Genomic DNA, 22297 nt, shown 5'->3' on the forward strand with positions numbered 1-22297 from the left:
TGCCGGGCGGTCCTCGCGCCGCTTTGCGGTGCCTTCGGTTTCGGCATCGGGTCTTTCGGACCGGCGTGGAGCGGGCGTCCTGCCCACGCCACGCCTGATGTCAGCATCCCTGCTGCCATCTCCGGCCCCGCTGCCTGCACCTCAGCGCTGCGGATTGCCCGTCATCCGCAGAGGCTGTTCCCCTTGATACATTTTGCTCGCTGTTTCTTAAAGGCAGGTAAGCTGAAAGTTGCTCAACAGGCAAAAGGTTTCTTGTTCGGATAATCGGCAAAGGTGGTCGCAAAGAGGAATTCAGTCAAAACACAGGCTCACGCTCTAATCATCAATCATCGCGCTCACCTTCAACAATTCAGAACTGATGAATTATCCGTGCGGAATCATACATCTCAAAACAGGACGTTGAGCAGACGACACCGATATTTGTCAGCAGGCTGGCTGTTTCCCCGATCGAGTCATCCGCAGCGCTGAACGCAGAAAGGAAGCCAGGATTCACCCGCATGGACGCGGGGGAAAGCCAAAGCCGGGCCAGGATGGCCCGTCTGTGGCGCTCCGTCCGGCTAACGCACGAAGTGAAGGCACCGCAAAGCGGCGCGAGGACCAGACCGAACGGGGGAACGGTCAGTCAGCGCATTCTCCGAGCTCGCAGGCAACAGGCATCGCCCGTCTGTGGCGCTCCGCCCGGCTGACGCACGAAGTGAGGGCACCGCAAAGCGGCGCGAGGACCAGACCGAACGGGGAAACAGCCAGCCAGCGAACTCTCCGGACACGCAGGCAACGGGCATTCCCCACCAACCATTATCCTCGCTTCAGCGGCTTAACCAGCCCTTCCAGCCCCTCAATCTTGATCGCCAGCGTAATCTGCATCAGATCGCCGAGCTTGCCCTGCGGAAACTCATCCTTGCGGGCAAACCACAGCAAATACTCCTCGGGCAGATCGATCAACACCCGCCCTTTGTACTTGCCAAACGGCATCACCATGTTGGCAATCTCAACCAGCTGTTCCTTTTCCATATTACTCACCGAGTAAACGAATCATTTCCGCTTCATCGATCACCGCAATGCCCAGCTCCGTTGCCTTCGCCAGCTTGGAACCTGCGGCCTCACCGGCAATCACCAGATCGGTTTTCTTCGATACGCTGCCGCTCACCTTCGCGCCCAGCGCCGTTAAGCGATCTTTAGCCTCATCGCGCGACAGCACGCTTAATGAACCGGTCAGCACCACGGTTTTACCGGCAAACGGACTGTCGATCTCTTCCGCCTTCACCACCACCACTTCCGGCCAGTGAATGCCGGCTTTCTCAACAAGCAGGCGGATAACCTCGCGGTTGCTTTCTTCATCCATAAAATTACGCACGTGGCTGGCCACCACTTTACCGACGTCCGGTACGGCAATCAGCGCCTCGATATCGGCCGCCATCAGCGCCTCCAGCGTACCGAAATGCGCGGCGAGGTTAGCAGCGGTCGCCTCTCCCACTTCGCTGATCCCCAGCGAGTAGAGGAAGCGGGCAAAGGTGGTTTGCTTCGCTTTCGCCAGTGCATCGACCACGTTCTGCGCCGATTTCGGCCCCATGCGATCCAGACCGGTCAGTTTCCCGGCGGTCAGATCGAACAGATCGGCCGCGTTGAGTACGTACTCTTTATCCACCAGCTGATCGATAATCTTCTCGCCCATGCCGTCGATGTCCATCGCCCGACGGGAGACGAAATGCTTCAGCGCGCCTTTACGCTGTGCACCGCAGATCAGGCCACCGGTACAGCGGGCTACCACTTCGCCCTCTACGCGCTCAACGTCCGATCCGCAGACCGGACAGTGGGTCGGGAATGCTATTTCTCGCGCGTCTTCGGCGGATTCGACCACGCTAACGACCTGCGGGATAACGTCTCCGGCACGGCGGATCACCACGCGATCGCCAATCTTTAACCCCAGACGATCGATTTCATCAGCGTTGTGCAGCGTGGCATTACTCACCATCACGCCGGCAACCAGCACCGGCTCCAGACGTGCAACCGGGGTGATCGCACCGGTGCGTCCTACCTGGAACTCCACGTCACGTACGGTGGTGATCTGCTCCTGCGCGGGGAACTTAAACGCTACCGCCCAGCGCGGGGCGCGGGCGACAAAACCGAGCTGCTCTTGCAGATCCAGTGAATCAACCTTGATCACCACGCCGTCGATATCAAAACCCAGCTGCGGGCGATCGGCCTCAACCTGACGATAAAAGGCCAGCACCTCGTCGGCGCTGTGGCACAGGCGGACGCGATCGCTGACCGGCAGTCCCCAGGCTTTAAACTGTTTGAGGCGCTCAATGTGACTACGCGGCATCTCACCGCCTTCCAGCAGCCCCAGGCCGTAGCAGAAAAAGGTCAGCGGGCGTTTGGCGGTGATGCGCGGGTCCAGCTGGCGCAGCGAGCCTGCCGCCGCATTTCGCGGGTTAGCAAACACTTTGCCGCCGGTACGACGCGCTTCGTCATTCATTTTTTCGAAACCGGCCTGCGGCATAAAGACTTCACCACGCACTTCTACTCTGGCCGGAATATTGTCGCCCTTCAGACGCAGGGGAATGGCATGGATAGTGCGCACGTTGGACGTGATGTTCTCACCGGTGGTGCCATCACCTCGGGTTGCCGCGCGAACCAGCAGACCGTCTTCATACAGCAGGCTGACCGCCAGACCGTCCAGCTTCAGTTCGCAACAAAAGAGGATGTCATCGCTGCTTTTCAGGCGATCCTGCACGCGCTTGTTGAAGGCCAAATAGCTCTCTTCATCGAAGGCATTATCCAGGGACAGCATCGGGACTTCATGGCGGACCTGCTCAAACGCCGCCAGCGGTGCGGCGCCCACACGTTGGGTTGGCGAATCGGGAGTAATCAGCTCCGGGTGAGCCGTTTCCAGCTCGCGCAGTTCACGCATCAGACGATCGTATTCCGCATCCGGAATTTCCGGCGCATCCAGCACGTGATACTGGTATTCATGGTGGTGAAGCAGAGCTTTCAGATGGGTAAGTTTGTCTTGTACGGATTGCATATGCGGCACCATCAGAGATAAAAAACCCCCGAAGTCGGGGGTTAGTTAAGCGGGATTAGAAAAACGTTTAGTGACTGTTGGCTTCGACGACTTCGCGGATGCGCCCTTTGTACGATTCCAGCTTCTGCGGCGTCATCATACGACGTTCATCGTCCAGTACAACGCCACCCACATCATCAGCGATGCGCTGCGCGGATTGCAGCATCAGCTTGAAGTTCTGATTCGCATCACCGTAGGACGGCACCATCATAAAGATAGAGACGCCAGGGGTGGAAAAGTCCGACATGTTATCCGGATTAAATGAACCCGGCTTCACCATGTTCGCCAGGCTGAACAACACCGGGCCGCTGCCCGCCGGGTTCAGGTGGCGATGGAAAATATTCATTTCGCCAAACTGGAAGCCAGCCTGAAGCACACCCTGCAGCAGCGCTTCACCGCTGATACTGCCACCGGCGTGAGCCGAAACGTGCAGGACCAGAACAGTTTCCTTCGGTGCTGGTGCACGCGCAGCCTCGGTATGAGCAGGTGCCTGCTGTACAGCTGGCTGTGCGGGTTCATCCCGCTGCGGCTCGGCAACAGGGGTAGAGACCGGTTTTACCACCGGCTCTTCAGCACGGGCAACGGGTTCCGCGTTCAGCACGGGCTCGGCGCGACGCGGCGGAACCTCATCGTGATAAGGCTCAGGCTGTGCATTACCGCCGAACAACGGGTCCTGTTCAGGCTGTTCCTCAATAACCGGGGGCTGGTGGCGAACCGGCTCCGGGCGAGGTTTAGGCTGACGCGGCGGTTCATCCCCGGCATTGAATCCACCCAGGGAAGGGTCCGACGGTTCAGGAGGGCTGCGCGTGGCACGCACGTCATCCATACCTTCTTCGTCATCCTCGAAAGCTTCTTCTCTGTCCTGCTTTAAACGCTTGTGCGGACGGTCGCGAAAAACTGATGAACGCTCTTTACGGCTGGTCCACAGGCCGTGCAGTAAAAGCGCTATAATTGCGACCGCGCCAACAACGATTAATATCAGACGCAAATCCTGCATCATTGTATTCTCTGTTGTTCCAATACCTTGCCACCGCGGCAAACTTTATCCTCTAACTGTATTTGCCCAAGTACACAAGTGCAAGTCTGTGCAGTATTTTCTGACAAATATCCCGAGTCGAGGACGCTTTTTTGCTGTAATTTCGCGCAATCTTGCCCTGGAAAGCGCAAACAGCTGGGTTATGATAGCCGAAACCAGCATGTGAATAGGAGATAAAGCATTACATGGTACTAAATAATTCCAACAATGGTCATAACGGGGTCCATTATTTTGCCCAGGGCTGGCAGCTGATCCGCCTGCCCGGCATTCGCCGCTTTGTTATCCTGCCGCTACTGGTCAATATCCTTCTGATGGGCGGCGCCTTTATCTGGCTGTTTGGCCGTCTTGGCCAGTGGATACCCGAACTGATGGCCATGGTACCCGGCTGGCTACAGTGGCTCAGCTACCTGCTCTGGCCGCTGGTCGTTCTCTCCATTATTCTAGTCTTTAGCTATTTTTTCTCCACTATCGCGAACTGGATTGCGGCACCGTTTTGTGGCCTGCTGGCCGAGCAGCTGGAAGCCAGGCTCACCGGTCAACCGCTGCCCGATAGCGGCTGGGCAGCTCTGGTGAAAGATTTTCCACGCATCATGAAACGCGAGTGGCAGAAGCTGGCCTACTATTTACCGCGCGCCATCGTACTGCTGCTGCTCTACTTTATCCCCGGATTTGGTCAGACGGTGGCCCCGGTGCTGTGGTTCCTGTTTAGTGCATGGATGCTCTCTATTCAGTACTGCGACTATCCTTTTGATAACCACAAAGTCAGTTTTACTCGGATGCGTGCGGCACTGCGTCAGAATAAGACCGATAATTTACAATTCGGCGCGCTGGTCAGTTTGTTCACCCTGATCCCCATCCTCAATCTGGCGATCATGCCGGTGGCCGTATGCGGTGCCACCGCCATGTGGGTAGACCGCTACCGCGCTACGCTTGGGCTGAGCCGCTAAGCAAGAGCCGGCCGAATCTTTCGCTGCGACAGGGTAGCCATGCGCCCTGCGCAGCCTTAGATTTATCTATATGCCGTTTCGACAGGGCTTATTTCGACAGAACATATATATATACGATTTCTTCACTTCCTTGATAAATTGAACACGGTATGCTCTAAACCGTTCCCAATATTTCATACAGTTAAGGACAGGCTATGAGTAAGATCTATGAAGACAACTCGTTAACAATCGGTCATACGCCGCTGGTTCGACTGAACCGCATCGGTAATGGACGCATTCTGGCGAAAGTTGAGTCACGCAACCCAAGCTTCAGCGTCAAATGCCGTATCGGTGCCAATATGATTTGGGACGCAGAAAAACGCGGGATTCTTAAACCCGGCATTGAACTGGTTGAACCAACCAGCGGCAATACCGGTATTGCTCTGGCCTATGTGGCCGCAGCTCGCGGTTACAAACTGACGCTGACCATGCCGGAAACCATGAGCGTGGAACGCCGCAAACTGCTGAAAGCGCTGGGTGCAAACCTGGTGCTGACCGAAGGCGCCAAAGGTATGAAAGGCGCGATTGCTAAAGCCGAAGAGATTGTGGCCAGCAACCCGGATAAGTTTGTGCTGCTGCAGCAGTTCAGCAACCCGGCCAACCCGGAAATCCACGAGAAAACCACCGGCCCGGAAATCTGGGAAGACACCGATGGTGAAGTCGATGTGTTTATCGCAGGCGTGGGTACCGGCGGTACGCTGACCGGCGTCAGCCGCTACATCAAAAACACCAAAGGCAAAAAAGAGCTGATTACCGTCGCGGTTGAGCCAACCGACTCCCCGGTAATCGCCCAGGCGCTGGCCGGTGACGAAATCAAGCCCGGCCCGCACAAGATTCAGGGCATCGGTGCCGGTTTCATTCCGGGCAACCTTGACCTGAACCTGGTTGACCGCGTTGTCGCAATCTCCAATGAAGAAGCGATTTCTACCGCCCGTCGCCTGATGGAAGACGAAGGCATTCTGGCCGGTATCTCTTCCGGCGCAGCGGTCGCCGCAGCACTGAAATTGCAGGAAGATGAAGCCTTCGCGAACAAGAACATTGTGGTGATTCTGCCGTCCTCCGGCGAGCGCTATCTCTCTACCGCACTGTTCGCCGATCTGTTCACTGAAAAAGAGCTGCAGCAGTAATCGCCGATCCGCAGATTTGCTCAAAAAAGCACCCATTTGGGTGCTTTTTTGTGGAGTCCGTCAAACTTTTACCATCCTGCAGATTGCTTTTACCCTCCAGTGTCTGGTATTTAAGCTGCCAATTATTTTGATCCGTAAAATTAATAGCCGCGTGACCTGGATCGTGCTGAATCGTTTTACTGGTTTGGCGCACTGCGGCAAATAGCGGCATAATGAAGTGTGGAAAAGCGAGAGTTTAATCGCGGATTTTCTCTCCGTCTGGCTTCCACCTTATCAGCGCATTTTTTGGCGAGTCTTTGTACCAAGCCAGCGCGACTCATACCGGCTAAGGTTCCGGCTTTCGCCTGAACTTTAGGCCTACAACACCAAACCAAATTAAGTTGGGGAAATATAATGTTCCAGCAAGAAGTTACCATCACTGCACCAAACGGCCTTCACACCCGCCCTGCTGCTCAGTTCGTTAAAGAAGCGAAAGCATTCTCTTCTGAAATCACCGTAACCTCTAACGGCAAATCAGCCAGCGCTAAGAGCCTGTTCAAGCTGCAGACTCTGGGCCTGACTCAGGGTACCGTTGTTACTCTGTCTGCTGAAGGCGAAGACGAGCAGAAAGCGGTTGAGCATCTGGTTAAACTGATGGCCGAGCTCGAGTAATCACGGTCGTTTTTCCATCATCCAGCGTAAAGCTTTGGCTGAAAGTAACCGTAGTGCTTACCTGTCACACAGCGGCAGGATAAAAGTAAACGGATAAACTGTAGGTATCTTGATCGCGGACAGCATGTCCGCGTTATTGCTTTCATAAAATATCCAAAAGCTGACAAGACAGGCCGCAGAAAACGCCAGGCTCGCTGAGTGAATTAACCGATGCAGTCATCAGCGGTTCATCGCCTTCGATGATTATCAGAGACAGGAAAGGTAGGGTTATGATTTCAGGCATTTTAGCATCACCGGGTATCGCTTTCGGCAAAGCTCTTCTGTTGAAAGAAGATGAAATTGTCATCAACCGGAAAAAGATTTCTGCCGATCAGTGCGATCAGGAAGTTCAGCGTTTTCTTGATGGTCGTAAAAAAGCTGCCGTGCAGCTGGAAGCGATCAAAATCAAAGCCGGGGAAACCTTCGGTGAAGAGAAAGAAGCGATCTTCGAAGGCCACATTATGTTGCTGGAAGATGAAGAACTTGAGCAGGAAATCATCGCCCTGATTAAAGACGAGCACGCGACTGCGGATGCTGCTGCCTTTTCCGTCATTGAAGGCCAGGCTAAAGCCCTGGAAGAGCTTGACGATGAATATCTGAAAGAACGTGCTGCTGACGTTCGCGACATCGGTAAACGCCTGCTGCAGAATATCCTGGGTCTGCATATTGTCGATTTAAGCGCGATCAACGAAGAAGTGCTGCTGATTGCCAAGGATCTGACCCCGTCTGAAACGGCACAGCTGAACCTGAACAAGGTGCTGGGCTTTATTACCGACATCGGTGGCCGTACCTCGCACACCTCTATCATGGCGCGTTCTCTGGAGCTGCCTGCCATCGTCGGCACCGGTGATGTGACCAGCCAGATTCAGAACGATGACTACGTGATTCTGGACGGCGTAAACAACAAAGTTTACGTTAACCCAACGGCCGACGTGATCGATGAACTGAAGGCGGTTGCCCATCAGTACACGTCTGAAAAGAACGAACTGGCTAAGCTGAAAGACCTGCCGGCAATCACCCTTGATGGTCATCAGGTTGAAGTCTGCGCCAACATCGGAACCGTGCGTGACGTGGCCGGTGCAGAGCGCAACGGTGCTGAAGGCGTGGGCCTGTACCGTACCGAATTCCTGTTTATGGACCGTGAGTCGCTGCCGTCTGAAGACGAGCAGTTCCAGGCGTACAAAGCCGTAGCCGAAGCCGTAGGCGCGCAGGCGGTGATTGTGCGTACTATGGATATCGGCGGTGACAAAGATCTGCCGTATATGAACCTGCCGAAAGAGGACAACCCGTTCCTCGGCTGGCGCGCGATCCGTATTGCCATGGACCGTACCGAAATTCTGCATGCGCAGCTGCGTGCCATCCTGCGTGCTTCCGCGTTTGGCAAACTGCGCATCATGTTCCCGATGGTGATTTCCGTTGAGGAAGTGCGCTTCCTGAAGGCCGAACTAGAAACCCTGAAAGCCCAGCTGCGTGAAGAAGGCAAAGCCTTCGATGAAAGCATTGAAGTGGGTATCATGGTGGAAACCCCGGCGTCTGCGGTGATTGCGCACCATCTGGCAAAAGAAGTTGATTTCTTTAGTATTGGGACAAACGACCTGACGCAGTATACTCTGGCTGTTGATCGTGGTAACGATCTGATCTCCCATCTCTACAATCCGATGTCTCCGTCCGTTCTGACGCTGATCAAGCAGGTTATTGATGCTTCTCACGCCGAAGGGAAGTGGACCGGTATGTGCGGTGAGCTGGCAGGCGATGAACGTGCTACACTACTGCTATTGGGAATGGGGCTGGATGAATTCAGCATGAGCTCTATTTCTATTCCACGCATCAAGAAAATTATTCGTAATACGAATTTTGAAGACGCGAAGGCGCTAGCAGAGCAGGCTCTGGCACAACCAACAGCGGACGAGTTGATGAACCTGGTCAACAAGTTCATTGAAGAAAAGACACTCTGCTAAGGCCCGGAGACGGCTGGCCCAATATTACTGCTTAGGAGAAGAACATGGGTTTGTTTTCAAAACTTTTTGGCGATAAGTCAGATTCTGCATCTGGTGCGATTGAAATCGTGGCCCCCCTGTCTGGTGAAATCGTCAATATCGAAGACGTACCGGACGTAGTGTTTGCAGAGAAAATTGTTGGCGACGGTATCGCTATCAAACCTTCTGGCAATAAAATGGTTGCTCCCGTTGATGGCACCATCGGTAAAATTTTCGAAACCAATCATGCGTTTTCCATCGAGTCCGACAGCGGTATTGAGCTGTTTGTTCACTTTGGTATTGATACGGTAGAACTGAAAGGCGAAGGCTTTAAGCGCATCGCTGAAGAAGGTCAGAAAGTGAAGAAAGGTGACGTGGTCATCGAATTCGATCTGCCTTTACTGGAAGAGAAAGCGAAATCAACGCTGACGCCTGTGGTCATCTCAAACATGGATGAGATCAAAGAGCTGACTAAACTGACCGGCAGCGTGACCGTCGGTGAGACTCCGGTTATCCGCATCAAGAAGTAAGAGCAGATAAACCAGAAAGCCCCCTGAGCAATCAGGGGGCTTTTTTTATGGCTGGCTGCCGGTCAGCGCATCGCGCAGCGTCAGGGACTCGGCAGGCGAATCCATTAAATCCAGCTGCTGTTCCAGATGATCCAGATGGTCGCGCATTATCGAACGGGCAACATCGTTCTGCCCCACCCTCAGCGCGTCCAGCACGGCGCAGTGTTCATCACATTGAGAAGCCGGCGTGTCATTGCGCTGATAAAGCGCGACGATCAGTGAACTGCGCACCATCAGGTTCGCCAGAATCTCACTGAGCACCTGGTTTTCGTTAATTTTTGCCAGCAGCAGGTGAAATGCGCTCAGCTCGCGAATAATGTTGCGACGATCCCCACTGGCCAGCGCCAGCTGCTCCGCCTGCTGATGAGCTTCAACTTCTGCACTCGATTGCGCCAATTTTTCCGCACTAATCCCGGCGACAATTGCATCTTCCACCGCTCGCCTGGCAATAAATACCTCACGCGCTTCTCTGGCGCAGGGCTGTGACACCTTTGCGCCGCGATTCGGTGAGATAGTCACGATATGCTGCAGGGCCAGCCGCTGTAGCGCCGCCTGAACGTGGTTACGGTTGGCAGAGAGCACCTCCACGATCTGTGCCTCAATCAGCCGCGTGCCGGGCCTGAGCCGGTGCTGCGCAATCGCAATCGATAATGCGTCAACGATGCGCTGAACTTCCTGCTGCCTGCCGCTAGCCAAACTGCTCATGCCTTAACCTCAAATCTGAAATATCATTCGTTACCGTCGTGAAACAGGCGCAGGGTTTACACCACCCAGTGCGGCAGGCGAAGCGTCAGCTCCAGGCCACCTTCACGAGCATTGATGGCTTTCACTTCGCCCTGATGCGCCAGCACGACCTTACGTACTATCGACAGACCGAGGCCATACCCTTTACCGGAAAGCGGCGAACTGACGCGCACAAACGGGTCGAAAATACTGGAAAGCTTATCGGCCTCAACGCCCGGCCCCTGATCGCGAACGATAATCGTCAGCCAGGCCCCTTCCTGCCGCAGGGTAATGGTCACCTGCTGGCCCTGAATGGAAAAGCGCAGCGCATTACGCACCACGTTTTCAATGGCGGAGCGGATCAGGTTCGCATCCCCTTTGACCGTGTAATCCTGCTGCGTGTCCGCATTCAGCAAGATTTCCACACCTGGGACCTGCGCTTCATAACGCGCATCATTGGTTACCGCTTCCAGCAGGCCAAGCAGATCGAAATACTGCTCATCGGGAATTTTTTGCTGCTCGGCGCGGGAGAGAGACAGCAGCTCGCCGATCATTTTATCCAGTCGACGGGCCTCTTCATCAATCCGATCCAGCGAGCTTTCAACCGAGGCGGGGGTCTGTCGCGCCAGTCCGGTCGCCAGCTGTAGCCTTGCCAGCGGCGATCGCAGCTCGTGGGAAACATCATGCAACAGCTCCTCGCGGGCGCTAACCAGCACCGACAGCCGTTCCACCATCGCATCAAAGTCGCTGGCCACCGCCGACAGCTCATCGTGGCGGCGGCGCATTTTAGGGAACAGCCGCACCGACAAGTCGCCGGTCGATACCCTGGCAAACCCTTCACGCAGCTGGCGCATCGGGCGCGTCAGGTTCCAGGCCAGGAACAGGCTGAACAGCAGGCCGCAGAAGCAGCCGACGATAAACAGCGGTTCAGGCATATTGAGAATGCTGCGCGGATGGCGGTTCATCTGGCTGTCACGGCGCAGACCGGCCACGTCGTAGCGTAGCTGATAGTAATTACCGTCGGCACCGGTCACCCATTCCACCACCTGCTGCGGAAACTCGCGGGAGGCCATTTCACGGCTGAGTTCATCCTCAGGCGCACCCGGCGGCAGAGAATCAACCTGCTGGACCGAGAAAAAGCGCCGGTCGCTATCGGGCCAGTCGATCATCATATCCCGCAGCGCTTCCGGCCCGCCGTTTTGCAGCACCGATACCGCCGAGGTCATTTGCAGATTAACGATGCGCCGGGCGGCCAGATTTTCCGGCGGCTCGCGGTGATTGCCGTACAGGCTGAAGCCCAGCCACATCAGCTGGGTAATCGCAATGTAGGTCAGCCAGAAGCCCAGCAGAATCTTCCAGAACAGGAAGCCGCGAAACCGGGAGGTCATCGGATGCGGTAGCCGATGCTGCGAACCGTTTCGATATTAATCGTATCGTTAGTCAGTGCAGCCAGCTTCTGGCGGATATTGCTGATATGAACGTCCACGCTGCGATCGTAAGCTTCGCGCGGGCGGCCGAGACCTTTTTCAGACAGTTCATCTTTTGACACCACGCGATCGGGCGCGCGCAGCAGTAAATCAAGCAGGTTGAATTCTGAGGCGGTGAGATCGAACGGTTTGTTCTGCCATTCGCTGATGCGCGTTGCCGGGTTCAGCGTCAGCTCACCCCAGCTAATCACGTCTTTGTTTTCCACTGCCGCAGGCTGTTCCTCAACGCGGCGCAGCACGGCACGCAGGCGTGCAACCAGCTCGCGCGGGTAGCAGGGTTTTGGCATATAGTCATCGGCACCCATTTCCAGGCCGATCACGCGATCGATGTTGTCCCCTTTCGCCGTCAGCATAATCACCGGCAGGCGGCTGTTCTGCCGCACCTGGCGCAGCACGTCAATCCCGCTCATATCCGGCAGCATAATATCGAGGATCATCGCACTGTATTCGCCGGACAGCGCGCCGGTTACGCCCGCTTTACCGGTCAGCACCAGCGAGGCATCAAAACCTTCGGCAATAAGATACTGGCTGAGCATGGTGCCCAGCTCAAGGTCGTCATCAACGAGTAAAATTTTCATTGGGGATCTCTTAGTGATACAGCCGCTATTTTCGCCTGTCAGAAAATAATCCGCAGCCGGTTTTACCTAATCCTTACAGTATGGCAAATCCGACAGCGAACGTACGGCGGGTTTTGAACCCCAGGATGGCAAAAGATTCCACGCGATGACAAAAAAAGCAGCGGAATCAGTACACGCCGGTGGAGAGATAACGGTCGCCGCGATCGCAGATGATTGCCACCACCACGCTGCCGGGGTTCGCCTGAGCAATACGCAGCGCACCGGCGACCGCACCGCCGGAGCTGACGCCGCAGAACACGCCTTCACGCTTTGCCAGCTGGCGCATTGTCTCTTCCGCTTCCTGCTGCGACATATCCATCACTTCATCCACCAGCTCCGGGCGGAAAATACCGGGGAGATAGGCTTCCGGCCAGCGGCGGATACCGGGAATACTGCTGCCTTCGGAAGGCTGCAGGCCAATAATTTGCACCGTTTCGCTCTGCTCTTTCAGGAAACGACTGACGCCGGTAATGGTACCGGTAGTGCCCATGCTGGAGACAAAATGCGTGACCCGGCCAGCGGTCTGCTGCCAGATTTCCGGGCCTGTGGTGCGATAGTGGCCCAGCGGGTTGTCGGCGTTATTAAACTGATCGAGCACCTTGCCCTCGCCGCGTGCCGCCATCTCGCTGGCCAGATCGCGCGCGCCCTCCATGCCCTGTTCGCGGCTGACCAGAATCAGCTCTGCGCCATAGGCGCGCATCGCCGCCTGCCGCTCGATGCTCATGTTATCGGGCATCAGCAGCTTGAGAACGTAGCCTTTCATCGCTGCAATCATCGCTAGCGCAATGCCGGTATTGCCGCTGGTCGCTTCGATCAATACGTCGCCGGGCTGGATTTCACCGCGCAGTTCGGCCTGCTGGATCATCGACAGCGCGGCCCGATCCTTCACCGATCCGGCGGGGTTATTCCCTTCCAGTTTTAGCCAGATTTCGCTGCCGTTATCCGGGCCAAGGCGCTGAAGTTTGATCAGCGGAGTATTACCAATGGTATGTTCGAGAGTGGTCAAAGTCCGGTTCCAGGCATGAAATGACAGGGGCCGGAAAAATCCAGCCCCTGTTGCTAAAAAGAGTCAGCTTAGAAAAATATCAGGCGCTTTGCGCAAAGGCAACGGGTCGCAGCGGCGTATCGCCATTATACAGACGCGCCTGCTGCAGCCCGACGAACAGACGCTCGCCACGGATCGGCGTTGACTGCTCGCCTTCCAGCACCACGGTTACCGGCTCGCTGCTCCAGCCTGCAGGCTGAACCACCAGCTGCCAGTAGTGGCCGCGCGGGCTGACTTCCAGAATCTGCACCGGCAGCGGGGTTTGCAGGCTGCTCTGGCGGCTGACATCGATTTCCCACGGGCGCAGGAACAGTTCGACTTTCCCCTGGTGCGCCGACGCATAGCCCAGCGGCCACTGATGCGCGCCAACGTGGAACTGCGAACCGTGAACTTCGCCGTCAAAGCGATTCACTTCACCAAGGAACTCCAGCACAAAGCGGGTGGCCGGATCGCGCCACACTTCGTCCGGGGTGCCGACCTGTTCGATATTGCCCTGGCTCATCACCACCACGCGATCGGCAACTTCCATCGCTTCTTCCTGGTCGTGTGTCACAAAGACGCTGGTAAACTTCAGCTCTTCATGCAGCTGACGCAGCCAGCGGCGCAGTTCTTTACGCACCTGGGCATCCAGCGCACCGAACGGCTCATCCAGCAGCAGAATTTGCGGCTCTACCGCCAGCGCGCGTGCCAGCGCCACGCGCTGTTTCTGACCGCCGGAAAGCTGGGCCGGGAAACGCCCTGCCAGATGGGAAAGCTGCACCATCTCCAGCAGACGTGTCACTTTTTGCTTAATTTCTGCCGCTGATGGACGTTCGCGGCGCGGCAGCACGGTCAGGCCGAAGGCGATGTTGTCAAACACCGTCATATGACGGAACAGGGCATAGTGCTGGAATACAAAGCCCACCTGACGGTCGCGCGCGTGAACGCGGCTAACGTCTTTACCGTGGAAGCTCAGGCGACCACTGTTCTGATTCTCCAGCCCGGCGATAATCCGCAGCAGGGTGGTTTTTCCCGAGCCTGAAGGCCCTAACAGCGCAACCATCTGCCCGGAAGGGATATCCAGGGAAATATCGTTCAGGACTTTCGTCTTACCGAAGGATTTATTGATGTTACCAATTTCAATGCTCATTATTCCCCTCCTGTTGCAGGCGGTGCTGCTGGCTTTCTAAGCGCCACTGCAGCGCACCTTTCAGAAACAGTGTGACTATCGCCATCAGGGTCAGCAATCCGGCGGCGGTAAACGCCCCCACGGTGTTGTAATCCTGATGCAGTAATTCAACTTGTAGCGGCAGCGTGTAGGTTTCGCCGCGCACAGAGCCCGAGACGACCGACACGGCACCAAATTCACCGATCGCGCGGGCGTTGGTCAGCACCACGCCGTACAGCAGCGCCCAGCGGATATTTGGCAGCGTCACGCGCCAGAACATTTTCCAGCCGGACGCACCCAGCAGCACTGCTGCTTCATCTTCATGGCTGCCCTGGCTCAGCATCACCGGCACCAGCTCGCGAACCACGAACGGACAGGTAACAAAGATGGTCACCATCGCCATCCCCTGCCAGGAGAACATCAGCTGGATGCTGTGCGCATCCAGCCAGCCGCCCACCGGGCCATTTACGCCCCAGAACAGCAGATACATCAGACCGGCAACCACTGGCGAAACGGCAAACGGAATATCAAACAGCGTCAGCAGCAGCTGGCGGCCCGGGAAGTTAAAACGCGTGACCAGCCAGGCCAGCAGCGTACCGAACACCAGGTTCACCGGCACGACGATCAGCGCAATCAGCACCGTCAGCCAGATGGAGTGCAGCATGTCGCCATCCTGCAGGTTGCTGAACGTGGCCATCAGCCCGCTGGACAGCGCTTCGGTAAAGATGGCAATCAGCGGCACCACCAGCAACAGCAGGGAGATCAGCATACCCAGCCCAATCAGAATCCACTTACCCCACTGAAAACGTGCGCGGCCCACGCCTTTAAATTCGCTTACATCCGCCATTAGTGGCCTCCCAGACGACGGCCAAAGCGGCTTTGTAAGGTGTTAATTGCAAACAGCAGCAGCAGCGACGCGGCAAGGATCACCGAGGCGATGGCGCTGGCCGCCGGATAATCAAATTCCTGCAGGCGCACGAAAATCATCAGCGAGGTGACTTCGGTTTTCCACGCGATGTTACCGGCGATAAAAATCACCGCGCCAAACTCGCCGAGGCTGCGGGTAAACGACAGCGCGGTGCCTGCCAGCAGGGCCGGAGCCACTTCCGGCAGCACCACGCGGCGGAAGCTCTGCCACGGAGTGGCGCCCAGCGTTTCGGCCGCTTCCTCGTATTCCGGGCCTAACTCCTCCAGCACCGGCTGCACCGTACGCACCACAAACGGGATGCTGGTAAAGGCCATCGCCACCGCGATGCCCAGCCAGGTGTAGGAGACTTTAATACCAAACTGCCCCAGCCACTCGCCGTACCAGCCGTTTACCGAGAACAGACCGGCCAGCGTCAGGCCCGCTACCGCCGTTGGCAGCGCAAAGGGTAAATCCATCAGGCCGTCGAGAATGGCGCGCCCTGGAAAGCGATAGCGCGTCAGGATCCACGCCATCAGCATGCCGAAAACGGCATTGAAAAGGGATGCCACGCCCGCAGCAAGCAGCGTTACTTCATAGGCCGCCACCACCTGAGGATTGGTGACCACTTCCCAATACTGCGCCAGCGTCATCTGCGACAGCTGCATCAGCAGCGCGCTGATCGGCAGCAGCAGAATTAAACAGGTGAAAAACAGGCTGCTGCCGAGGCTGATGCCAAATCCGGGCAGCACGCGCTTACTGGTTGCAAACATCCGGTTACCGCCCTGCCGCTAACAGCTTGTCCAGCTCGCCACCGTTGGCGAAGTGAACTTTCATCACCTCTTCCCAGCTGCCGAACGCATCGGAGACGCGGAACAGATCGGTCTGCGGGAAGCGGTCTTTATGCTCGGCCATCAGCTGCGGATTGTTCACCCGGTAGTAGAACTGGGTAATAATCTGCTGCGCCGCTGGCGTGTAGAGATAGTTCAGATAGGCTTTCGCCGCATCGGTGGTTTTGTTGCTTTCGGTATTTTTATCGATCCACGCCACCGGGAATTCAGCCAGAATATTGGTCTTCGGCACAATCACTTCATAACCGTCTTTTTCGTACTGATTGCGGATAGTATTCACTTCCGATTCAAAGCTGATCAGTACGTCGCCCAGACCGCGATCGACGAAGCTGGTCGTCGCGCCGCGTCCGCCGGTATCAAACACCTGAACGTTTTTCAGGAACTGCGTCATAAACTTTTCGGTTTTGGCTTTGTCTTTGCCATCGGCGCGGTCAGCCGCACCCCATGCCGCCAGATAGGTGTAGCGCGCATTCCCCGAGGTTTTCGGGTTAGGGAAAATCAGCTTAACGTCGTCACGGACCAGATCGTTCCAGTCGTGGATATTTTTAGGGTTTCCCTTACGCACCAGGAACGCCATGGTGGAGTAGAACGGTGAGCTGCTGTTCGGCAGGCGCTGCTGCCAGTCGGCCGGAATCAGCTTGCCTTTATCGTGCAGCACCTGCACGTCGGTCACCTGGTTGTAGGTCACCACATCGGCTTTCAGGCCTTGCAGAATAGCCAGCGCCTGGCGGGAAGAACCGGCATGGGACTGCTTGATGGTCAGCTTGTCGCCCGGATGCTGTTCATCCCACTGTTTTTCAAACGGTGTATTCAGGGCGGTAAATAACTCGCGAGAGACATCATAAGAACTGTTTAACAGCTCCGTGGCCTGTGCGGCACCGGCAAGCAGTAACGAGAAAGCGGTCGCGCTGACTAATTTTTTCACCGTCGGTAACGTCATGTAGCACCCTGAAGAGAGATGGAAAGGCTTACGCCTGAAGTGCCTTCAGTTTATTTATAACCCGGGTAAAAGCTGTAACGGTTTTATATACCGTTTGGTGATTTGCAAGCAGAAAACGCTATAAGGGTGTGGAATTGATTATGCAGTGGGTGGGAATACTATGCTGAAAAATGAGACTGGCGAGCACTGCGGTGAGTGGTATAAGCCCCTGCTCCAAAACACCGGGGCAGGAATCTCCCCGGCATCTGATAAAACGCTGTAGCCGATGCGTGCGGGCAGCGGCAAGCCACATGACAACAATCTTTATCCGGCGCAGCGTAAAGCAACGGTGCTGGAGTCAATACGGGTTACAGCGCGGCCAGCTGCGGCAGTGAAGGCGCGTAGAAGTAGCTGCCGGTCAAGGGTTTAGTGAAGCGCAGCATCGCATCATACTTGCCGTCCGCTTCGCCGAACATGCTCAGCAGCTGCTGTTCAATGTTATACAGCGTCGCGCAGTAGGCAAGGAAGAACAGGCCGTGAACGCCGCTGGCGGTGCCGTAGGGCAGGCTCTGGCGCAAAATTTTCAGCCCCTTGCCCTCTTCTTTCAGATCCACGCGCGCCACGTGTGAGGTCGCAGGCCGGGCATCGCCCTCCAGCTCTTCGTTACTCTCTTTGGTGCGGCCAATAATCTGCTCCTGTTTTTCCACCGCCAGGCGGTTAAACATTTTCAGATTGTGCTGCCAGCGCTGGCTGAGGACGTAGCTGCCGCCGGCGTTTTCGCCGCTGGCAATAATCGCCACCGCTTCACGCTGCTCACCCTGCGGGTTTTCTGTGCCGTCAACGAAGCCGCTGAGGTCCCGCTCTTCCACCCAGCGGAAGCCGTGAGTTTCCTCTTCAATACGGATCGCGTCGCCAAAGGCGGCCAGCGCGGCCTGCGCCAGGCTGAAATTCACATCGTGGCGCAGCGACTGAATATGAATCAGCATGTCGCGCTGGGTGGCGGGCGCAATGCCTTTACCCAACGGCTGAAAATCCTTCAGCTCAGCGGTGCTGTTGGTCGGATTGAGGTCGTTCCACAGGCCGCTGCCGAAGGCAATGACCGCGCCAAGACCGGCGTCGGGGTAACGCTGTTGCAGCAGTGACAGCTGCTGGAGGAAAAGATGGCTGCCGCTGCGGATCGCGGCAATATCACCCTGGCACATCGCTTCAATGTAGATAGCAAAACGGCGGTGTTCTAACAAAATCCCGCTCTGAAAATCGGACATACTGTAAACTCCTGGCTCTCAGGTTATATCTGGTCGGTTTTTACGCCAGTATGATACCTGAAGCCTGCGCCAGGAGCCTGCTTAAGCGCAAGATAATTGTGGTTTTAGTCGGCGTTCTGGCTGTGCCAGATAATTTTGCTGACCGTCCAGTTTTTCAGCGTGTCATCCGACGGCATCAGCCCTTCCGGCCCGCGCCAGTCGCCGCTGAACACATAGCTGATATGCTGGCTGTTTGGCGCACGGCATTCCACGCCATCGCGGTCCGCACCGGTACCCTTTTTACAGGACTCAAAGGCTTTGCTGTACAGGTCGCTGAAGCGGGTGCCAATCTTCACGCCGCTGTCGGTTGCCACGTCTTTATCCATGACCTCAACGCGATTAACGGTGGTACGACCACTCAGCTCCATCTGTACCTGCTTGCTGTCATCCAGCGCCTGCCAGAAAGACACCACGCTGCCATCGACCATGCGCATACCGTTTCTCAGCGTATATTGCCCCTTCAGGCCGTCTTCAATGGCTTTCTGCTGCAGCAGCGTGCTGCCGTTAACACCACCCACACCCTGCTCGGCGATCTGAAGAGAGGAACCAAACCAGTTCACGGGATTTAGCCCGGACCATGACCAGGAAACGGGGTTCCACCAGGTGGACTGACTGGCGCTGCCCGTTTGACTGCCGGAGCCGGCACAGCCAGCCAGTAACACAGTGGCGATCAGTAGCGCCGGGCGAAAATTATTCATTACAACTCCTGGTATCAGTAGCAAAACGTCCGAACTGCTTTGAGTCGCGGATCGCCAAAAAGTTTAACCCGCAGGATGGATGACGCTACTGATTGTGCTCTGGATCAAAACAGTCGGCCAGCCGACGCTCGCGCCACAGGGCAAGCAAGCCCAGCAGATCGAGCAGGGAGACAAACAGCACCAGCGGTGAGGTTTGCTCATCCTGCTGCCACAGCGACACGCCCTGTATTACAAGCATCACTGCCAGCGTCGCCATCAGCACCCAGCGCCATGCCTGCCAGAGGCGCGGCAGCCGCTGGCGGTAGCCGGTCAGCAGCAGGCCCACCGCCGCCGGGCCACCCAGCGCAAGGCCAAGCCAAAAGGTGTGGGTATCAGGGTAGAACAGCTCCAGCAGCGCGGCTCCCTGCTGGCGCGACGCTCCGGCCATCACGAACAGCACCCATGTGCGCGCCTGTAATAATAGAATCGTCCAGAAACTCAGCGGCAGACGCAGCTGGCCACGAGCATCGTAGTCATCGGGAGTGTATTTGAGCATAGTCTTCAAGATGGTGACGTAACGGTAGCCGCCGGGCACATACTGCCCGGCGACAATAAGACGGGGTTAATCAGTACTCACGATCTTCAATAAGTCGTTTCCCCAGCAGCACGCTGTCGACGGTTTCGTAGTCCAGTTTTTCGTAAAAGCCCTGCACCGCGTCATTTTCTTCCCGCACCATTACGTGGATCTTCGGGCAGCCGCGCGCAATCAGCTTCTTCTCAAGTCGGTTAATCAGCGCGTTGGCAAAGCCGCGCCCCTGGTAATCAGGATGAACGCCAAGATAGTAGGCTGAACCGCGATGTCCATCGTAGCCGCCCATAATTGAGCCAACGATTTCACCGCCGACCACCGCTACCAGGAATAAATCCGGGTCGTGGTTCTGTTTACGTTCGATATCCATTTCCGGATCGTTCCAGGGACGTAACAAATCGCAACGCTCCCAGAGGGTAATCACTTCTTCAAAATCTTCCTGCCGAAATACGCGGATTTCCATGGGAATAGACCTAAGGTTAAGCATAATCTGCTGATTATCACGCATTCTTCTGCTGGTGCAAGTCTGACGATTGCGTACGGAGAAAAAAAGAATAAAAACGTCATTAGCATACTGAAATAAAAAGTAAAAAGATGAAATAGCTCCTTTCTCGCCGCCCGGTCACTGTTACGATATAACAATAAGCACTTTTTGCTTCAGGATTATCTTATGAAAAAGATTCTTCAGCTCCGGCCGCTCAGCTCACGTCGGCAGTTCATCCTTTCCAGCCTGGCACTGATGCTGATGGCACGCAAATCAGCGCTGGCAAAAGAGGAAGATGTCACTCTTAGAGTCACTCCCCGCGTGCAGGGCACGGCGGCTTCGCCTCATCCTCCACGACCTGCCACCGGCAAAAAAATTGTAATGATCGATCCGGGCCACGGCGGAATTGATTCCGGTGCGGTGGGACAGGAAGGATCGGAAGAGAAACATATCGTGCTGGAAATCGCTAACCACATTCGCCATCTGCTGAGCGAACATCCGCATATTGATGTACGCCTGACGCGTGAAACCGACCACTTTATCCCCCTCGGCGAGCGGGTGGAGATCGCCCACCAGCACGGCGCGGATCTGTTTATGTCGGTCCACGCCGACGGCTTTACCAGCCCGGTAGCTAACGGTGCCTCGGTGTTTGCCCTCTCCAATCGCGGAGCCAGCAGCACCATGGCGAAGTATCTGTCGGAAAAAGAGAACGCCGCTGATAACGTCGGCGGCGTGGAGGTGGCGACCAAAGACCGTTATTTGCAGCAGGTGCTGTTCGATCTGGTACAGACCGACACCATTAAAAACAGCCTGACGCTGGGTAAGCACGTGTTGAATCAGATCCGCCCGATGCACCACCTGCACAGTCAGCACACCGAGCAGGCGGCGTTTGCCGTGCTGAAATCCCCTTCTATTCCTTCCGTGCTGGTTGAAACCTCGTTTATCACCAACCCGCAGGAGGAAAAGCTGCTGGGGACCACCGCGTTCCGTCAGAAGATCGCCGGTGCGATCGCCAATGGTATTGTCAGCTTTTTTAATGAGTATGATGCGGGCAGACGGATGGGCTGAGGTATACTCCGTCGGTCTTTTCGTTAAGAAGGTTAACTCATGAACGTACCTGATATCGCCGTGGTCAAACGGTTCCTGCTGGAACTGCAGGATAACATCTGCCAGCAGCTGTCCCTGGCGGACGGAAGCGCCAGCTTCACCGAAGACAGCTGGGAGCGCCCCGGCGGCGGCGGCGGGCGCAGCCGCGTTCTGCGTAACGGCAGCGTTTTTGAGCAGGCCGGGGTTAACTTCTCACACGTTCACGGCGATGCGATGCCCGCTTCGGCTACCGCTCATCGCCCTGAGCTGGCGGGGCGCAGTTTCGAAGCGCTGGGCGTATCGCTGGTGATCCACCCGGAAAATCCGTACGTGCCAACCAGCCACGCCAACGTGCGCTTTTTTATTGCGGAAAAACCGGGCGCGGACCCGGTCTGGTGGTTTGGCGGTGGCTTCGATCTGACCCCGTTCTACGGTTTCAAAGAGGATGCGCTGCACTGGCATCAGACCGCCTTCGATCTGTGCCAGCCGTTTGGTGAAGACGTCTATCCCCGCTACAAGAAGTGGTGCGACGATTACTTCTATCTGAAGCACCGCGACGAGCAGCGCGGCATCGGCGGCCTGTTCTTTGACGATCTGAACACACCGGACTTCGACCACAGCTTCCGCTTTATGCAGGCCGTGGGCACCGGCTTCCTGGACGCCTACCTGCCGATTGTTGCGCGCCGTAAAACGCTGCCGTGGGGCGAGCGCGAACGCCAGTTCCAGCTCTATCGCCGTGGCCGCTACGTGGAATTTAATCTGGTGTGGGATCGCGGAACGCTGTTCGGCCTGCAAACCGGCGGGCGTACGGAATCCATTCTGATGTCGATGCCGCCGCTGGTGCGCTGGGAATATGACTATCAGCCCACCGATGACAGCCCGGAGGCCGCACTGTATCGCGACTTCCTGCCGGTGAAAGACTGGCTTTAACGTTACGAAATGATTGAATAGCGGCAATAGCGGGGGCCGACAAAAATACCGCCGATTCTGTCGGCCCCCGTCCGTACCGTACGTCC

22 protein-coding genes are annotated in these 22297 nt (G+C 56.3%); 7 read left to right on the top strand and 15 right to left on the bottom strand.

Annotated features, from left to right (window positions below; genetic code table 11):
- Window positions 1-795: 795 nt before the first annotated feature.
- From IBT46_RS09805 to zipA, 3 genes are all read right to left on the bottom strand, one after another.
- Window positions 796-1011: a DUF3820 family protein gene (locus IBT46_RS09805; RefSeq protein ID WP_105593313.1), complete on the bottom strand. Its 216-nt coding sequence runs from the start codon at window positions 1009-1011 to the stop codon at window positions 796-798.
- Window position 1012: 1 nt separating this feature from the next.
- On the bottom strand, window positions 1013-3025 hold the full coding sequence (ligA, locus tag IBT46_RS09810) for an NAD-dependent DNA ligase LigA (RefSeq protein WP_200545531.1): 2013 nt from the start codon (window positions 3023-3025) through the stop codon (window positions 1013-1015).
- A 67-nt stretch (window positions 3026-3092) separates the two neighbouring features.
- A complete protein-coding gene (gene zipA, locus IBT46_RS09815; protein WP_200545532.1) occupies window positions 3093-4064 on the bottom strand; it encodes a cell division protein ZipA in 972 nt (323 codons plus the stop codon).
- Between the two features lie 221 nt (window positions 4065-4285).
- Here zipA and cysZ point away from each other — a divergent pair, with 221 nt between their 5' ends.
- The 5 genes from cysZ (at window position 4286) to crr (ending at window position 9409) form a co-directional block, all read left to right on the top strand.
- On the top strand, window positions 4286-5047 hold the full coding sequence (gene cysZ, locus IBT46_RS09820) for a sulfate transporter CysZ (protein WP_200545533.1): 762 nt from the start codon (window positions 4286-4288) through the stop codon (window positions 5045-5047).
- A gap of 194 nt (window positions 5048-5241) precedes the next feature.
- Window positions 5242-6213: a cysteine synthase A gene (cysK, locus tag IBT46_RS09825; protein WP_105593309.1), complete on the top strand. Its 972-nt coding sequence runs from the start codon at window positions 5242-5244 to the stop codon at window positions 6211-6213.
- A gap of 393 nt (window positions 6214-6606) precedes the next feature.
- Window positions 6607-6864: a phosphocarrier protein Hpr gene (ptsH, locus tag IBT46_RS09830; protein ID WP_048915267.1), complete on the top strand. Its 258-nt coding sequence runs from the start codon at window positions 6607-6609 to the stop codon at window positions 6862-6864.
- 269 nt (window positions 6865-7133) lie between these two features.
- Window positions 7134-8861 (top strand): phosphoenolpyruvate-protein phosphotransferase PtsI, encoded by a 1728-nt coding sequence (ptsI, locus tag IBT46_RS09835; protein WP_200545534.1) that lies wholly within the window; start codon window positions 7134-7136, stop codon window positions 8859-8861.
- A 44-nt stretch (window positions 8862-8905) separates the two neighbouring features.
- Window positions 8906-9409 (top strand): PTS glucose transporter subunit IIA, encoded by a 504-nt coding sequence (crr, locus tag IBT46_RS09840; RefSeq protein WP_105593306.1) that lies wholly within the window; start codon window positions 8906-8908, stop codon window positions 9407-9409.
- A gap of 45 nt (window positions 9410-9454) precedes the next feature.
- On the opposite strand, the gene IBT46_RS09845 is transcribed toward crr, so the two are convergent.
- From IBT46_RS09845 to IBT46_RS09900, 12 genes are all read right to left on the bottom strand, one after another.
- Window positions 9455-10153 (bottom strand): GntR family transcriptional regulator, encoded by a 699-nt coding sequence (locus IBT46_RS09845; protein WP_200545535.1) that lies wholly within the window; start codon window positions 10151-10153, stop codon window positions 9455-9457.
- A gap of 56 nt (window positions 10154-10209) precedes the next feature.
- Window positions 10210-11559 (bottom strand): ATP-binding protein, encoded by a 1350-nt coding sequence (locus IBT46_RS09850; RefSeq protein ID WP_200545536.1) that lies wholly within the window; start codon window positions 11557-11559, stop codon window positions 10210-10212.
- Window positions 11556-12236, bottom strand: coding sequence for a response regulator transcription factor (locus IBT46_RS09855; RefSeq protein WP_200545537.1), 681 nt, complete (start codon window positions 12234-12236; stop codon window positions 11556-11558). Before IBT46_RS09855 ends, IBT46_RS09850 begins: the two co-directional genes overlap by 4 nt.
- A 166-nt stretch (window positions 12237-12402) precedes the next feature.
- Window positions 12403-13281 (bottom strand): cysteine synthase CysM, encoded by an 879-nt coding sequence (gene cysM / locus IBT46_RS09860; protein ID WP_200545538.1) that lies wholly within the window; start codon window positions 13279-13281, stop codon window positions 12403-12405.
- A gap of 79 nt (window positions 13282-13360) precedes the next feature.
- Window positions 13361-14449: a sulfate/thiosulfate ABC transporter ATP-binding protein CysA gene (gene cysA, locus IBT46_RS09865; RefSeq protein ID WP_105593301.1), complete on the bottom strand. Its 1089-nt coding sequence runs from the start codon at window positions 14447-14449 to the stop codon at window positions 13361-13363.
- Window positions 14439-15314 carry a sulfate/thiosulfate ABC transporter permease CysW gene (gene cysW / locus IBT46_RS09870; protein WP_105593300.1) on the bottom strand — a complete coding sequence of 292 codons (876 nt, stop codon included), beginning with the start codon at window positions 15312-15314 and terminating at the stop codon, window positions 14439-14441. The genes cysA and cysW overlap by 11 nt, the downstream gene beginning before the upstream one ends.
- Window positions 15314-16144 (bottom strand): sulfate/thiosulfate ABC transporter permease CysT, encoded by an 831-nt coding sequence (cysT, locus tag IBT46_RS09875; protein WP_200545539.1) that lies wholly within the window; start codon window positions 16142-16144, stop codon window positions 15314-15316. The genes cysW and cysT overlap by 1 nt, the downstream gene beginning before the upstream one ends.
- Before the next feature lie 4 nt (window positions 16145-16148).
- Complete coding sequence (locus tag IBT46_RS09880; RefSeq protein WP_105593298.1) at window positions 16149-17162, bottom strand: sulfate ABC transporter substrate-binding protein; 1014 nt, start codon at window positions 17160-17162, stop codon at window positions 16149-16151.
- A 347-nt stretch (window positions 17163-17509) separates the two neighbouring features.
- Window positions 17510-18406, bottom strand: coding sequence for a Dyp-type peroxidase (locus IBT46_RS09885; RefSeq protein WP_200545540.1), 897 nt, complete (start codon window positions 18404-18406; stop codon window positions 17510-17512).
- Window positions 18407-18510: 104 nt separating this feature from the next.
- Window positions 18511-19143 carry an RpoE-regulated lipoprotein gene (locus IBT46_RS09890; protein ID WP_200545541.1) on the bottom strand — a complete coding sequence of 211 codons (633 nt, stop codon included), beginning with the start codon at window positions 19141-19143 and terminating at the stop codon, window positions 18511-18513.
- An 85-nt stretch (window positions 19144-19228) separates the two neighbouring features.
- The gene (locus tag IBT46_RS09895; protein ID WP_200545542.1) at window positions 19229-19678 is read right to left on the bottom strand and encodes a DUF2919 domain-containing protein; all 450 of its coding nucleotides are present in this window, start codon (window positions 19676-19678) and stop codon (window positions 19229-19231) included.
- 70 nt (window positions 19679-19748) lie between these two features.
- The gene (locus IBT46_RS09900; protein WP_105593360.1) at window positions 19749-20174 is read right to left on the bottom strand and encodes a GNAT family acetyltransferase; all 426 of its coding nucleotides are present in this window, start codon (window positions 20172-20174) and stop codon (window positions 19749-19751) included.
- A gap of 207 nt (window positions 20175-20381) precedes the next feature.
- On the opposite strand from IBT46_RS09900, the gene amiA reads away from it, so the two are divergent.
- On the top strand, window positions 20382-21263 hold the full coding sequence (gene amiA / locus IBT46_RS09905; RefSeq protein WP_200545543.1) for an N-acetylmuramoyl-L-alanine amidase AmiA: 882 nt from the start codon (window positions 20382-20384) through the stop codon (window positions 21261-21263).
- A 39-nt stretch (window positions 21264-21302) separates the two neighbouring features.
- Window positions 21303-22211, top strand: coding sequence for an oxygen-dependent coproporphyrinogen oxidase (hemF, locus tag IBT46_RS09910; RefSeq protein ID WP_200545544.1), 909 nt, complete (start codon window positions 21303-21305; stop codon window positions 22209-22211).
- Window positions 22212-22297 lie beyond the last annotated feature (86 nt).

The sequence above is a fragment of the Erwinia sp. S38 genome (assembly GCF_016624545.1).
Classification (GTDB): Bacteria; Pseudomonadota; Gammaproteobacteria; order Enterobacterales; family Enterobacteriaceae; genus Erwinia; species Erwinia coffeiphila.